The following is a 14,985-nucleotide window of genomic DNA, read 5'->3' on the forward strand; positions in this document are numbered from 1 at the left end:
TTAGTAAAAAGTAATTAGTTTTTGAGAGTTTTTGAAAATGAATTTATCATCTTAGATTCTTCCTCAATTTGTCCCAATATTTCTTTATACAAAGTTTGATCTATAATAAAACCAAGTTCATTAGCAATGAGTAACTGAGTTTCTATTTCAAATAATGAACCTCTAGAAATATCTAAAAAATGATTAAATGATTTTTGAGTATTTCTACCATAACCCTCTGCAATATTTGATGGAATTGAAACTGAAGCTCTTTTCAATTGACTTGTTAAGGCATATAGTTCTTCTTTAGGAAATGATTTTACTAGCTGATATACTAAACAGACAATTCTAATTCCCTTTTGCCAAATCAGTAAATCTTTATATGATTTAATTTCTGCCATCTTAAGCTAATTACTAGTTACTTTTTACCAATCACTTTTTTTTACTTATAAAATCCTTCACTAACTGATGTGCTTCTTCTAAAGCAACTTGCAAATCGTAATTCTTTATAACAACATCAAATTGTGGTGCAGTGACTAACTCAACAGAAGCTTTAGCGATGCGCATATTGATTTTGTCTTCACTTTCAGTAGAGCGTTTTTTCAAGCGAATTTTTAATTCGTCGATACTTGGTGGCTTAACGAAAACAGCTAAAGTTTCGTTTGGGAATTTACTTTTAATTCTTAATCCACCAGCGACATCAATATCAAAAATCACATTTTTTCCTAATGCCCAGATGCGTTCTACTTCACTTTTTAAAGTTCCGTAAAAATTATCGCGATAGACTTCTTCCCATTCGAGGAAATCGTCATTTTTGATGTGTTTTTTGAATTCTTCGGTAGATATGAAATAGTAATCCTTTCCGTTTACTTCCTCACCTCTAGCGTCGCGTGACGCTGCTGAAATAGAAAATTCTAAATTCAAATCATCTTGTGCTAGTAAATGTTTCACGATAGTTGTTTTTCCAGATCCTGATGGTGCTGAAAAAACAATTAATTTTCCTCCTTTGTTCATTATTTTTTAAGTGATTAATGAATAGTAATTAGTGATTAGTTTAGCATAGTGTAATTCCTATTCACTAGTTACTAATTCCTCTATAAAACATTCAATACCTGTTCTTTTATTTTTTCCAATTCGTCTTTCATCTGAACGACTAATTTTTGCATTTGAGCATGATTAGATTTAGAACCCATAGTGTTGATCTCGCGACCCATTTCTTGAGTGATAAATCCTAATTTTCTTCCGTTAGCTTCCGTTCCGTTAATAGTTTCTAGGAAATAATCGAGGTGATTCGTCAAACGTACTTTTTCTTCAGTGATGTCTAATTTTTCAAGATAATAAATCAATTCTTGTTCGAAACGATTTTCATCAACGTTTACTTTTAGTTCTGCAATCGCAGTTTGTAAACGGTCTTTAATAGTTTGAACACGTTCTGGATCTAATGCTAAAGCGTCATTCATATATTGACGAATATTTCCAATTCGCAATTGAAATTCTTTTTCTAATGACATTCCTTCATCTTTTCTAAAAGTCAAGATGTTTTGTAAAGCTTCCTCGATAACAGTTTGGATTTGTACCCAATCGTTCTCGTCAATTTCATCGCGCTCTATTTTCATAGTATCTGGCATCCGAATCGCCATTTTCATTAGTTCCGTTTCATCAGCATCAGCGTATACTTCTCTCAATTGATTGATATAGGCTTTTACAATTGGCACATTTACTTTTGTAGAAGTTTGTTCAGCAGTGCTTTCAATAAAAATAGAAAAATCAACTTTTCCTCTTTCAAGTTTTAATGCGATTTGGTTTCTTAATCCCAATTCCATTTCTCGATATAGCGAAGGCATTCTCACATTTAGATCTAAACCTTTGCTGTTCAAAGATTTTACTTCTACCGTAATTTTTTTGGATGGTAATTGCAAAGTTGCTTTCCCAAAACCTGTCATTGATTGTATCATATAATTTTCTAAAAGAGGGCAAAGATAGTAAAAAATTCCCCCTGACCCCCGAAGGAGAAATTTGAATATAGTTCTATTCCCCTCCTTTGGAGGGGTTAGGGGAGTATGTCACTAAGTAAACTCCAATAAATATCAATAAAGCTGAAATAATTTTAACCCAACTCAACTCGTCTTTTCCTAAACCTATCGCAAAAATTGTTGCGAACAAAGGTTGCAAATAGATAAAAACAGCTACTGTTGTTGGTTTTAACTCTTTCATAGAAAGTAAGTTCAAAAGATACGTTAGGAATGTCGAAATAATAACGACAAACACTATTTTCCAAGAAATATCAGTAGGAATTGCGGACCAATCTACAGCTTCAAATTGGCTCCAGCCAAAAGGCAACACCATTATAAAACCAAACAAATAAATCCATTTTACAAAAGCAAAAGCATTGTATTTATCCATCAATTTTTTGACAATAATTAAATAAAAACCATAGGAAATTGCATTTACTAAAACTAAAAAATTCCCGAGTCCTGCATTAGTCGCGCTTCCAATAGATTTTCCATACAAGATAAGAAATCCCGTTCCTATCAATCCTAATAGAATCCCAAAAATCATTCGACTTTTCATTCGCTCTTTCATTATTATAGCTGAAAGCGCTAAAACAATCATGGGCGTAGAAACCATAATTACAGCGGCTGAAATAGGCGAAGTAAGACTTAAACCTTTGAAAAAAGTAAGCATGTTGAAAGCCACCCCAAAGAATGCTGCAGCAATTATTCGAGGAAAATCAGCAAGTTCAATAGTGCTATTACGATCTTCTTTTTTAAAACTTAGCAATTTAATAAAAAACCAAACCAACCAAAACAAGATTACCGATCCACCTACACGCAATAAAATAAAACCGTAGGCATCAATGTATAATGGCATTACGTCCTTAGCAATCGTAAAGGTTACACCGTAAATTATAGAGACAATCGTAGCTCCTATCAGTGCAAGATTTCTTTTAGACATTTCCTAAAGCGAGCATTACTTGGTGCATGTTTTGTTGCGTGTTACCAATGTAAATTTTATTATCGATAATAAAAACAGGACGACTTAAAAAGGTATAATGCTCTAAAATGTATTTTTTATAATCCTCTTCGGTCAAGGCTTTGTTTTTTAAATCCATTGATTTGTACAACTGTGCTTTTTTACTGAAAAGTGCTTCGTAACTTCCCGAAAGTTCGCGCATTTGCTCTAATTCGTCGACAGTTATAGGATCTTGTTTAATATCATGAAATTTAAAATCATGGTCTTTCGGTAATGATTTTATGATTTTTCTGCAAGTGTCGCACGAAGCGAGATAATATATTTTGTCCATAATAAGGGTAGTTTCTTTATGCAAAGGAAAATAATTTGGTACTAAAAGTGATCAATTTTTTATAAAAGTTCTTAAACTAATATTTATTTTTTTTTAGGAGCTATTCCCGCCATACATTTCAATCTCTAGTTCTTAATCCTTTTTTTATAAGTCATAAAAGGAGCTTCCTGCGGTCGCTCTTTTCTTCGTGAAAAAAATAGGGTTAAGGACTATAGGAATTTCATTACTGTCAGGGCTAAGATATTGGGGAGATAGCTATTTTACTGCTAAATAATCATTCACTTCAGTATATGACAATAATAGTTCTTTAGCTCCATCAGCATACGATGCTACTTCATATGAATTATAATAAAGCAATAATCCTTTGTCAGTAAAGAATATATTTTGTGGTAACTGAAACATTTCTTTTTCAAACATTAAACCGGTAGAATTGATCGATTTGCTTGCTGGAATTTTATATTTAGCTCTGAATTTTTTTTCAGCCAAAGCTTTGAAACTTGCTTTGTCAATAAAAAGTTCGTCATTAATTATAGATTTTCCCGTGTTAGGATCAAAAAGTAGCGAACGTAAACCTTGATAACCATGAGCGCCTCCGGTGTATGTATAATGATTGATTTCTATATTCAATATGTTTTCTGATTGATATTTTACACTTCCTTTGATGTCAGCTTCCCAGCCAAATTTATCCTTTGGAAACTCTTTTTGAAGTTTTTCATAAGAATTAATGAACGATGTTAATAATCCATTATAATCCTTAGAAGTATAGGGCTTTTCGCCAAAATAAATAATTTCTTTTAGAACTGAAAAAACTTTTTTATTGATACTGTCTGCTACTACAGGAACTGCATTTGCAACAGGAATTTTCACACTAATTGATGGACAGTCTCCAGTACACGGCAAAGTAGTTTTCTTCTGAAAAGACTGCTCTTCAAAAACTAATTCGTTAGAACATTGCGCTACTGAAAAAAGCAATAAGGTGTAGATTATAAAGTATTTCATGTCAAAAATGTTAATTAAAAACAAAGGTACTTACTTGTTTCTTGGTTAGATAAAATTAAAGGGTAAATTTGCAAAACAATTTTGCATCAAAAATTCAACTTATGAAATTTAATACTAAAGTTATTCATGGTGGTCAACATCATGATCCAAGCACTGGAGCTGTTATGCCTCCAGTATATCAAACATCAACATTTATACAAACTAGTCCAGGGCAACCTTTAAACCCAGATTATGAATATAGTAGAGCTGCAAATCCTACTAGAAGTGCATTAGAAAATGCATTAGCAAGTATAGAAAATGGAACAAGAGGATTGGCTTTTTCATCAGGACTAGCTGCTACTGATTGCGTTTTGCGCTCTTTTAAATCTGGAGATGAAATTATCGCTATGGATGATTTATATGGCGGAACGTATAGAATGTTTACGCGTATTTATAAAGATTCAGGTATAAAATTTCATTTTGTAGACATGAATGACATGGAGAAATTCAAGTCATTAATTAATGAAAACACAAAATTAGTTTGGGTTGAAACGCCTACTAATCCATTGATGAAATTAGCTGATATTCAAGAAATCGCTAAAATAACGAAAGAGAAAAAAATTCTTTTTGCTGTTGATAATACCTTTGCAACTCCTTATTTACAGAAACCTTTAGATTTAGGCGCTGATATCGTAATGCACTCTGCAACAAAATATCTAGGTGGACACTCTGATGTTATTGCTGGAGCTCTAATTGTAAAGGACGAAGCGCTAGGCGAACAATTGCATTTTCAACAATTTGCAACTGGTGCTACCTTAGGACCGATGGACAGTTTCTTAATTTTAAGAGGAATAAAAACCTTGCATTTACGTGTGGAAAGACATTGTGAAAATGGAGGTAAAGTAGTAGAATTTTTGAGTACTCATCCAAAAGTTAAAACCGTATATTATCCAGGATTACCAAGTCATCCTTATCATGAAATCGCTAAAAAGCAAATGAGTGGTTTTGGCGGAATGGTTTCTTTTACTTTTGTTTCGGGTAAAAAAGAAGATGCAATTGACTTTCTTGAAAAAGTAAAAGTATTCACTTTAGCAGAATCTTTAGGTGGAGTAGAATCATTAGCGAATCATCCTGCTTTGATGACACATGCTTCAATTCCAGAAGAGAAACGAAAAGAAATTGGAATAACTGATGATCTAGTTCGATTGAGTGTAGGTATCGAAGATGCAGATGATTTGATTGAAGATTTGAAACAAGCATTAACATAAAGCTACTATCTATAAAAGCAAAAAGCTCCAATTTTCTGAATTGGAGCTTTTTGCTTTTATAGAATCAAGTCTTTTAATTATAAATAATAAATGTACCCCACATTAAACCAAACCAGCCAATCATTAGCTTTATTTTCTTTATAAATAGCTGGATTAGGATTCAAACCATCTACCCAGTTTGAAAAGAAATATTGTCCTCTTAGATCAATCATTAAATCAGATAAGGTTGTTAATTTGTAACGCGTTCCCACACTAGAAACTACAGACAATACTGTTCTACCTTCCGTTGAGTACCCATGGGGTCGACCATCTGAAGGAACTACGTACTTATTAATAGTATATGGTAAAATAAAAGGAATTGGTGGAATAGGACCTTGTGAATTTTTAGTGTTGTAGTAACTGAACTGACCTCCGATACTAATAAATGGCGCTAAACTTCCAATAGTTGCACTAAATTCGCGTACGCTAAAAGGATAAAATTCTAATTGGACACCCAAATTTGTCACGGCAGTACTTCCCTTCATCGCTCGAAGGTAGTCTGTAACGTCCCCCTTCTTCTGTTCTGACACCCATTTTCCAAAATGTTGCAATTCAGTTTTATTATAAGATAGTTCAGTTCTAAATTTAAAATGATCGTTAAAGTAAGTATCTGGAGTGTAGCAGTTGCAATCTTCTTTATATGAAAAATTTAGATAATGTATAATTCCTATACCAAGTCCTGTATTACCAGCATTAGTAGAGAGGTTTGATCTTTGGCCGTAATCAGATTGAAAAGCAATTGGTCCAGCAATAATTCCTACTTCATGGGAAAACCCACCAAATTGAGCAATTGTCGTACTAGGCAGCCCAAAAAGGATTAATAAAAGAAATAGAATTTGTTTGATCATTTGTTGGTGGAATTTTGCAATCCTTACAAATATATAAAAACATCAATCATTTGGAAAATAAATAAAAATTAAAAAGAAAGCGATAAAATCTTATTTGCTTGCGAAATTCCTAATAAAAAGCTTTAAAAGTGTTTGTGAGAAATATAATTATTGGTGAATTCTTAATATAAAGATAATTCTATTGATAGATTAAAAAAAATATGGCTGAATATTTTATAAAATGTATATTTGTGATGTATTACGATATCGTTTTCTTAATTTAAACATATATTCTATGTCAATAAAAATAAATGATTTTATGGCTCAGGTTGAAGCCAAAAATCCAAATGAACCTGAATTCATTCAAGCAGTTAGAGAATTTGCAGAAACAGTAATTCCATTTATCGTTACTCAAAAAAAATATGACGGTAAAAATCTTCTTTTAAGGATGACAGAGCCGGAACGTTCAATCATATTCCGTGTTCCATGGGTTGATGATAAAGGAGAAATACAAGTAAATAGAGGATTCAGAATTCAAATGAACTCAGCAATTGGACCATATAAAGGAGGGATCCGTTTTCATCACACTGTGAATTTATCAGTATTGAAATTTTTAGCTTTCGAACAAGTGTTTAAAAATAGCTTGACTACTTTGCCAATGGGTGGTGGAAAAGGAGGTTCTGATTTTGATCCACAAGGTAAATCTGATGGTGAAGTAATGCGTTTTTGTCAATCATTCATGACGGAATTGTGCAGACACATTGGACCACAACTTGACGTTCCTGCTGGAGATATTGGTGTTGGTGCAAGAGAAATTGGGTATTTATTTGGTCAATACAAAAGAATCAAAAATGAATTTACTGGAGTTTTAACTGGTAAAGGATTAGCGTATGGAGGTTCATTGATACGTCCAGAAGCAACAGGTTATGGTGTAGTTTATTTTACAGAACAAATGTTGCAAACTATAGGTGAATCTATAAAAGATAAAAGAGTTGCTATTTCAGGTTTTGGAAATGTAGCTTGGGGAGTTGCTTTAAAAGTAAATGACCTTGGTGGGAAATTAGTAACGATTTCTGGACCTGATGGTTATATTTATGACGAAGAAGGTATCTCTGGTGAAAAGATCGACTTTATGGTTGAAATGAGAAACAGAGGTGATAATAGAGTAGAAGCGTATTTAGAAAAATTTCCAAACGCAACATTCCATAAAGGAAGAAGTGTATGGGAAGTTAAAGTTGACGTTGCAATTCCTTGTGCTACACAAAATGAGTTGCATGATGAGGATGCTAAAAAATTAATTGCTAATGGTGTTATGTGTGTTACAGAGGCAGCAAATATGCCAAGTACATTAGGTGCAATTAAGGAATTCTTAAATGCTAAAGTACTTTTTGCTCCAGGTAAAGCTGCTAATGCTGGTGGTGTTGCCGCTTCGGGATTAGAAATGACTCAAAATTCTATTCGTTTAAACTGGACGAGTGAAGAAGTAGATTCAAGATTAAAAGAAATTATGAAGGGAATTCATAATCAATGTAAGCAATACGGTACAGATGCTGACGGTTATGTAAACTACGTAAAAGGAGCAAATATCGCTGGTTTTGTAAAAGTTGCTGATGCAATGCTTGCTCAAGGAGTGGTATAATTAAATTTTTACAATTTTTAATAAACCTTCTATCATTTACTTGATAGGAGGTTTTTTGTTTTTTTTAGTTATTTATTATTTTTGAGTATCCACTAAATAAATTTTAAAGTAGTAGAGGTGTTTTCAAGGTTTAGCTAGCGCTTTTTAGCTTACTAACTTTAAATTGGCCTTATATTCAGATGTAATTTCTTACCCTAATTTTTATTGATTTTACGAATTCGATAAAATTCCTTATTTCATATTTGCTATAAATTATTTTTGGCAGTCGTTAATTACCGAATGGCGAATAATTAGGCCATTACAAAAAAAAAACTTCAATATTTTGATTGTGACTTATCTTTGTAAAACCAAGAAATCATTTTTTTCGAACGTTTTTAATCCTATTTTATCATGTCACAAAGTATATCTGCTTTTATCGAAGAAGTTGCTAAAAACAACCCGAATGAGCCTGAATTTATGCAAGCAGTTCTTGAAGTTGCCGAAGCCGTAATTCCGTTTATTGAAAATAATAAGAAGTATCAAAACAAAATGCTTTTAGAGCGAATGGTCGAGGCAGAGCGAATTGTAATATTTCGGGTGCCATGGATCGATGACAATGGTAGAACGCAGGTAAACCGTGGTTATAGAGTTCAAATGAATTCAGCTATTGGACCGTATAAAGGTGGAATTCGTTTTCATCCTTCTGTAAACTTGAGTATTCTTAAATTTTTAGCTTTCGAACAAACCTTTAAAAATAGTTTAACCACACTGCCAATGGGTGGTGGTAAAGGTGGTTCTAATTTTGACCCTAAAGGAAAGTCAGATATTGAAGTAATGCGTTTTTGTCAAAGTTTTATGAATGAGTTATGCAGACATATTGGTCCTGATACTGACGTTCCGGCTGGTGACATTGGTGTTGGAGCTCGGGAAATTGGATATATGTTTGGTCAGTATAAAAAAATGAGAAATGAATTTACTGGTGTTTTAACTGGTAAGGGAATGTCCTTTGGAGGTTCGTTAATTAGACCACAAGCTACAGGCTACGGAACCGTTTATTTTGCGCAAAGTATGCTAGCTACAAAAGGAGATAGTTTTCAAGATAAATTAGTTGTGATTTCAGGATCAGGAAATGTTGCACAGTATGCTATTGAAAAAGTAAATGAACTTGGTGGTAAAGTAATCGCACTTTCTGATTCTCTTGGATATGTTTATGACGAAGATGGTTTTGATACTGAGAAATTAGAATATGTCATGGAGCTTAAAAATGAATTGAAAGGAACGATCAAGGATTATGTAGCTAAATATCCTAAAGCTAAATATATAATTGGTGCGCGACCGTGGAATGTGAAATGTGATATTGCATTGCCTTGTGCAACTCAGAATGAATTAGACGAGGAAGATGCGAGAGCATTAGTAGAAAATGGTTGTATTTGCGTTGCAGAAGGAGCTAATATGCCTTCTACTCCAGCAGCGATGGCTGTTTTCCAAAAAGCGAAGATATTTTATGCGCCCGGAAAAGCTTCAAATGCTGGCGGAGTTACTACATCAGGACTTGAAATGTCGCAAAATTCACTTCGTTTAAAATGGTCATTCGAAAAAGTGGATGAACGATTAAAAGATATTATGGCTGACATTCATATTTCATGCGTGAAATATGGTACAGATGAGACAGGTCATGTAGATTACGTCAAAGGAGCAAATATTGCTGGATTTGTAAAAGTTGCTGACGCAATGCTTGCCCAAGGAGTGGTGTAAATTTATTTTTTTTAACTTCTAAATGCCTTCACTTAATGTTAGATTCAGTGAAGGCATTTTTTTTAAGTAACAAAATGCTAAGACTTTCGTTTGTTCTATATTTGTAATCCAATATTCACGCAAATAATGAAAAATAATAGTCTGTATTTTTTCTTTCTGCTTTTTATCCAAATAGGATTTGCACAAAATAATTTGCAGTGGCAAGGTTACTTCTCATACAGTGAAATTAAGGGTGTTTCAGGATCTGCCAATACTGTATTTGCAGCTTCAGAAAATGCTTTATTTTCTAAAAACAGCAGTAATAACATTATCAAAACTACTAATACTGTAGATGGACTTTCAGGACAAACTATTTCTTCAATTTACCACAGTGTAAAATTTAATAAAACTATTATAGGTTATGAAAACGGTCTCATAATAGTGATTAATGAAGCGGATGGTAGTATGTTAAAAGTCGTTGATATAATTAGTAAACAGCTTCCATCAGAAATAAAAAAAGTAAATCATTTTTTTGAACATGAAGGTTTTGCCTATGTTTCCTGCGACTTTGGTATTGTTCAGTTTAATTTGGCAACGATGCAATTTGGTGATACCTACTTCATAGGTGATAATGGTGCTGAATTAAAAGTGAACCAAACTGCAGTTCATAATGGATTTATTTTTGCTGCAACTATTAATGGAATTAGAAAAGCTACCATTACTAATCAAAATTTAATTGATTTTAATCAGTGGTCAATAGTTGCTTCGGGGAACTGGCTAAGCGTGAATACCTTTGGCACAGAATTATACGCAATAAATACTGCTGGAAATATTAATAAATTTAATGCTGTTTCGAATAGTTTTGTATTAATAAAGCAAATTACTCCACCGTTTTTATACAGCAGTGTAGCAGCGGATCACTTTACCGTTACGACTCTAAATACTGTATATGTATTTGATGAACAAATGAATGTGGTACGTCTAATTAATAGTAATGAAATAATAGAAAGTAAACCTAATTTTAGCTGTGCTACGATAATCGCTCAAACTGTCTTTATTGGAACAAAAGAAAACGGAATGATTACGTCACCACTTTCAAATACGTTTAATTTTGAGGATATTACTCCTATTGGTCCTTCTCGTAATAACATATTTTCACTAGAAGCATCTGCTAAATCACTTTGGGCAGTTTATGGTTTTTATCCTGGAAATTACAATCCGTATCAATCACCTCAAGGATTTCCTAGTTTATATGGGATTTCTAAATTTGATTATACAACTTGGCTAAACATTCCTACTTCAGAAGTTTTAGGAGCTAGAGCTTTGTCTAACGTCGCAATCAATCCTAATAATAATGATGATGTTTATATTTCTTCTTTTTTTTCGGGGCTTTTGAAAATAGAAAATGATAAACCAACAAAGCTATTTACTCCACAAAATACGGCACCAAATGGTTTGCAAAGTATTGAAGTCGCCGTGGCTCCTAATGATATTCGTATCAATAATCCTGTTTTCGATAAAGAGGGCAATTTATGGCTGACTAATAATTTAGTGGAAAAAGCGCTAAAAGTTCTTAAGACAAACGGGCAATGGCAAAGTATTTCCTTTGCAACAGTATTGCCTGAACTCACTAATTATGGAGGTTTAGTGATTGATAAAAACAACACGAAGTGGGCAGCTTCAAGGAGAGGTGTAGTGGGCTACAATGAGAAAGGCGGAGTTTTAAAACTGATTACAGAAGGAAGTGAAAAAGGTAATTTGCCATCGCCTGATGTTCGCTCAGTAGCTGTAGACAATAAAAGCCAACTGTGGATAGGTACTAACAAAGGATTGCGTGTATTGTCTAACGTCGGGAATTACCAAACTGAGGGACAGATTACCGCTAATCCTATAATTATCTTGGATGATAATTTAGCGCAAGAACTGCTGTACGAACAATTTATAACTGATATTGAAGTTGATGGAGCTAATAATAAATGGATTGGTACCGCAGATTCTGGTTTGTTTTTCGTTTCTCCAAATGGGCAAGAAACGAAATATCACTTTACAATAAATAATTCTCCATTGCCAAGCAATACGATTAATGATATTACGATAAATAGTGTTACGGGTGAGGTTTTCATCGCAACTGCCAAAGGATTAATTTCTTTTAAAGGGACATCTACGGCAGCAAGTGAGGATCTAAATAATGCATTTGTCTATCCTAACCCTGTTCGTCCAGAATACCAAGGAACGGTAAAAATTGCAGGATTACTAGATAAAGCAAATGTAAAAATTACAGATGTTGCTGGAAATTTAGTTTATGAAACAACTGCTCAAGGTGGTACGATAGAATGGGATACAACTGCTTTTGGGAAATATAAAGTGGCTTCAGGAGTTTATATGATTTTTATTTCTGCTCAAGATGGAGTAGAGACTAAGGTTAAAAAAGTGATGATCATCCGATGATTTCTCAAAGTAGATTTTCAATTCAGCCCTAGCTAAAAAATAACGAATATTTAATAAAGAATAAGTGCAAGTTAAAACCAAAGCAATCGTTATTTCGTCATTAAAATTTCAAGAAAAAAGCCTAATTGTAAAGTGCTTCACATTATCCCATGGGTTAAAGTCTTATTTTGTTCGCGATGCTTTTTCCTCTAGAAAGTCCAATCAAAAAATCGCTTATTTCCAGCCGTTGACAATTCTTGAGATTGAGGCGGTTCATAAAAATAAAGGAACTTTAGAGAATTTTAAAGAGATAAAAATTGGTACGCCTTTTCACTCCATACATTCAGATATCTTTAAAAGTACGATTGTAATGTTTATTTCCGAAATCTTGCATCATTCGATTCATGAAGAAGAGAAAAACGAACCGCTATTTGAATTTTTAGAAGCGGCGTTAGAATGGCTAGATAATCATGACGAAATTGCCAACTTCCATTTGATACTGATGTTGGAAACTACAAAATATTTGGGTTTTTATCCTGACACTTCTGACGTTAATATGCCTTTTTTCGAAATGACAGAAGGTGTTTTTACACCTTTTCATGCAATTAGTTCATTGACTGAACATGAAACCAATTTATTTAAAAAACTGATTGATTTAAAATTTGACAGTGATAAAAAAACCTTCCATGTTATCGAAAGACAAATCGTTTTAAAAGTATTAATTGATTACTATAGTTTCCATTTAGATGGTTTTAAAAAGCCTAAATCGTTAGATATTTTGAAGGAAATTTTTTCTTAATAAATTCTAAATTTTTTATATATATTTGGGCTTTCTTAAAAATAACACTTTTTAAATGTGTTTTCTTAAGTATAAATCAATAATAAGGCCTAATTATAAATAATTTAAAGAATACAAATGAAAAAAATCACACTATCAATTATTGCCATTTTACTACTAAGTTTTTCTGGATATTCGCAGCGGAATTACGATGAAAAAATCACAACAGAATCCAATGTTCAAGATTTAGTGCAAAACGAAATTACTGGAATTGTTGTTTTTAAAGAAGGAAACACAATTAAAGGAATTAATCCAGATACTAAGAAAATAGTATGGACGTTAACTAGTGACGATTTTGGTAAAACTTCAGCTGCAGATATTTTGACAGATCCAGATTTTGGTAAAATATTCAAAGATAAAAGCGATTTGACAAGCATTGCAGGAAGTCCTTATGTTGAAGCGTACATCAATTCAAAATTTATAATTATAAACACAGACACTGGGAAAGTAGTTTATAATTCCTCTAAAGAATCTTTTTGGGTTACACAATCTGATTTTCTTCCTGAAACAGATGAATATTTGCTTACTCTAAAAAGTGGTGGTGATATGGCAATTGCATTAATTGACATGAAAACGGGTAATTTGAAGTGGAATACAGTCGTTGATAAAGCCAAATCATTGTTCAGTTTTTCTCTAAAAGAATCAGCGAATACAAATGTTGCTCGTGTAAACGGATCTGTTGTTTACTATTTACTTTATGGTAAATTGTACTCTTTTGAGAGAGAATCAGGAAAGTTAAATTGGAAAGCTGACGAAGATTATTCAAAATTCTTTCTAACTCAAAACGATAAAAATATCGTTGTTGTAAATAGTAAAGGGTTATTATCTACAAAGGAATACTTAAATGTCTTGAGCACAGAAACCGGTAAAAGTATTTGGAAAGAATCTATTAAAACTAAAAAGGTAATTTACTTAGAAGACTGGGGAACAAAGTTATTGATTGCACATTATGGTGGTTTTAACTTTTTTGATTTAAACTCAGGAGAGAAAATTTGGAAAAAAGATGCTAGAGGAGATGGATTAAAAAAAGTAATTCCTATTGAGCAAGATTTTTTATATGTTGCAGAAAATGAAATGATGCTTATCGATAAAGACGGGCAAAAGATTTGGAAAAAATTTATAGAAATTGCTGATGATAAAGAAGATCCTATTTATTATCTAGGAAGAGTAGGTGAAAAAGTGATGTATCTTACAGGAACTTATGGTAACATGGTAGATTATAAAACAGGCGTTAAACTATGGAAACGTAATATTAAGTTTAACGAAAAAAGACCAGTACTGCCTACTTATGACGAGCCTACAAATTCTTACTTAGTTTATAATGACGAGAAACTTTATAAATTTGATCCAAGTATAAGTGATAAGCCAGAGCCATTTGCAAAAGTGAATGTAAAAAATGAGAAAGATTTAAATAGTATTGAAAATTATCCTTGGGGAGTTGCATTATCAGGACCAGTAGAAGTAATGGGTGTAGCGCTTGACGGAACTATTAAATACCACAACGTATATAAGCAGCCAGGAGAAACGGGACGAAGATTATTAAAAGGAGCTTCAATCGCCGGAAGTTTTGCAATGGGAGCGGCATCAGCGGTAAATGGATTTGCAGGACAAGAAATTGATTTAGTTGTTAGAGATGAAAGAGGTAATATTGTTGGTAACATTCGTAAAGATGCTGATCAAAAATTATTGAAAAAATCTAAAAATCAAGCGGTAGCATCAGCAGCAATGGGAATTGTAGCAGCTAAATTTAATTCTCGTTTTAACGCGATGAAGCAAAATAGAGATTACTCATATATTTTTGCAAAAGCAGAAACAGGAGAGAAAGTCTTAGTGAAAGTTAGAAAATCAGATGGTGTTGAACTAGATAAAATTATCTTTATAAATAACAAACCAATTTATGAAATAGATCCTGTCACTGAAAATATATTTTATGTTTTAGACAATTCAATTCAGATTTTTAATAAGAAGTAATT

13 protein-coding genes are annotated in these 14,985 nt (G+C 32.8%); 6 read left to right on the plus strand and 7 right to left on the minus strand.

Translation table 11 applies throughout. The features are described from left to right. Window positions 1–14: 14 nt before the first annotated feature. The 6 genes from BC961_RS05395 to BC961_RS05420 form a co-directional block, all read right to left on the minus strand. A complete protein-coding gene (locus BC961_RS05395) occupies window positions 15–380 on the minus strand; it encodes a four helix bundle protein (protein ID WP_121924835.1) in 366 nt (121 codons plus the stop codon). Between the two features lie 31 nt (window positions 381–411). Further along, window positions 412–993, minus strand: coding sequence for a guanylate kinase (gene gmk, locus BC961_RS05400; protein ID WP_121924836.1), 582 nt, complete (start codon window positions 991–993; stop codon window positions 412–414). A gap of 80 nt (window positions 994–1,073) precedes the next feature. Further along, window positions 1,074–1,934, minus strand: a complete 861-nt coding sequence (locus BC961_RS05405) for a YicC/YloC family endoribonuclease (RefSeq protein WP_121924837.1) — start codon at window positions 1,932–1,934, stop codon at window positions 1,074–1,076. A 73-nt stretch (window positions 1,935–2,007) separates the two neighbouring features. Beyond that, window positions 2,008–2,934 carry a DMT family transporter gene (locus tag BC961_RS05410; RefSeq protein ID WP_121924838.1) on the minus strand — a complete coding sequence of 309 codons (927 nt, stop codon included), beginning with the start codon at window positions 2,932–2,934 and terminating at the stop codon, window positions 2,008–2,010. Then, window positions 2,927–3,283, minus strand: coding sequence for an arsenate reductase family protein (locus BC961_RS05415; protein WP_121924839.1), 357 nt, complete (start codon window positions 3,281–3,283; stop codon window positions 2,927–2,929). Before BC961_RS05415 ends, BC961_RS05410 begins: the two co-directional genes overlap by 8 nt. 255 nt (window positions 3,284–3,538) lie before the next feature. Then, a complete protein-coding gene (locus BC961_RS05420; protein ID WP_121924840.1) occupies window positions 3,539–4,282 on the minus strand; it encodes a DUF3298 and DUF4163 domain-containing protein in 744 nt (247 codons plus the stop codon). A 92-nt stretch (window positions 4,283–4,374) separates the two neighbouring features. Between BC961_RS05420 and BC961_RS05425 the strand changes: the two genes are divergently transcribed. Continuing rightward, on the plus strand, window positions 4,375–5,529 hold the full coding sequence (locus tag BC961_RS05425; RefSeq protein WP_262706556.1) for a cystathionine gamma-synthase: 1,155 nt from the start codon (window positions 4,375–4,377) through the stop codon (window positions 5,527–5,529). Window positions 5,530–5,606: 77 nt separating this feature from the next. Here the strand turns inward: BC961_RS05425 and BC961_RS05430 are convergent, their stop codons facing one another. Further along, window positions 5,607–6,416, minus strand: coding sequence for a THC0290_0291 family protein (locus tag BC961_RS05430; protein WP_121924842.1), 810 nt, complete (start codon window positions 6,414–6,416; stop codon window positions 5,607–5,609). Between the two features lie 274 nt (window positions 6,417–6,690). On the opposite strand from BC961_RS05430, the gene gdhA (BC961_RS05435) reads away from it, so the two are divergent. From gdhA (BC961_RS05435) to BC961_RS05455, 5 genes are all read left to right on the plus strand, one after another. Continuing rightward, a complete protein-coding gene (gdhA, locus tag BC961_RS05435; protein ID WP_121924843.1) occupies window positions 6,691–8,034 on the plus strand; it encodes an NADP-specific glutamate dehydrogenase in 1,344 nt (447 codons plus the stop codon). Between the two features lie 390 nt (window positions 8,035–8,424). Next, on the plus strand, window positions 8,425–9,768 hold the full coding sequence (gene gdhA / locus BC961_RS05440) for an NADP-specific glutamate dehydrogenase (RefSeq protein WP_121924844.1): 1,344 nt from the start codon (window positions 8,425–8,427) through the stop codon (window positions 9,766–9,768). 126 nt (window positions 9,769–9,894) lie between these two features. Next, window positions 9,895–12,195 carry a type IX secretion system anionic LPS delivery protein PorZ gene (gene porZ / locus BC961_RS05445; RefSeq protein WP_121924845.1) on the plus strand — a complete coding sequence of 767 codons (2,301 nt, stop codon included), beginning with the start codon at window positions 9,895–9,897 and terminating at the stop codon, window positions 12,193–12,195. A gap of 64 nt (window positions 12,196–12,259) precedes the next feature. Next, the gene (gene recO / locus BC961_RS05450) at window positions 12,260–12,973 is read left to right on the plus strand and encodes a DNA repair protein RecO (RefSeq protein ID WP_121924846.1); all 714 of its coding nucleotides are present in this window, start codon (window positions 12,260–12,262) and stop codon (window positions 12,971–12,973) included. 117 nt (window positions 12,974–13,090) lie between these two features. Next, complete coding sequence (locus BC961_RS05455) at window positions 13,091–14,983, plus strand: outer membrane protein assembly factor BamB family protein (RefSeq protein ID WP_121924847.1); 1,893 nt, start codon at window positions 13,091–13,093, stop codon at window positions 14,981–14,983. The last annotated feature ends 2 nt before the right edge of the window (window positions 14,984–14,985 follow it).

Source organism: Flavobacterium weaverense (genome assembly GCF_003688495.1).
Classification (GTDB): Bacteria; Bacteroidota; Bacteroidia; order Flavobacteriales; family Flavobacteriaceae; genus Flavobacterium; species Flavobacterium weaverense.

Bases quoted from the DNA above. Each gene is read 5' to 3' on its own strand.
- BC961_RS05395 (WP_121924835.1), bottom strand. From the start codon at position 380: ATGGCAGAAATTAAATCATATAAAGATTTACTGATTTGGCAAAAGGGA.
- gmk (WP_121924836.1), bottom strand. From the start codon at position 993: ATGAACAAAGGAGGAAAATTAATTGTTTTTTCAGCACCATCAGGATCT.
- BC961_RS05405 (WP_121924837.1), bottom strand. From the start codon at position 1,934: ATGATACAATCAATGACAGGTTTTGGGAAAGCAACTTTGCAATTACCA.
- BC961_RS05410 (WP_121924838.1), bottom strand. From the start codon at position 2,934: ATGTCTAAAAGAAATCTTGCACTGATAGGAGCTACGATTGTCTCTATA.
- BC961_RS05415 (WP_121924839.1), bottom strand. From the start codon at position 3,283: ATGGACAAAATATATTATCTCGCTTCGTGCGACACTTGCAGAAAAATC.
- BC961_RS05420 (WP_121924840.1), bottom strand. From the start codon at position 4,282: ATGAAATACTTTATAATCTACACCTTATTGCTTTTTTCAGTAGCGCAA.
- BC961_RS05430 (WP_121924842.1), bottom strand. From the start codon at position 6,416: ATGATCAAACAAATTCTATTTCTTTTATTAATCCTTTTTGGGCTGCCT.
- gdhA (WP_121924843.1), top strand. From the start codon at position 6,691: ATGTCAATAAAAATAAATGATTTTATGGCTCAGGTTGAAGCCAAAAAT.
- gdhA (WP_121924844.1), top strand. From the start codon at position 8,425: ATGTCACAAAGTATATCTGCTTTTATCGAAGAAGTTGCTAAAAACAAC.
- porZ (WP_121924845.1), top strand. From the start codon at position 9,895: ATGAAAAATAATAGTCTGTATTTTTTCTTTCTGCTTTTTATCCAAATA.
- BC961_RS05455 (WP_121924847.1), top strand. From the start codon at position 13,091: ATGAAAAAAATCACACTATCAATTATTGCCATTTTACTACTAAGTTTT.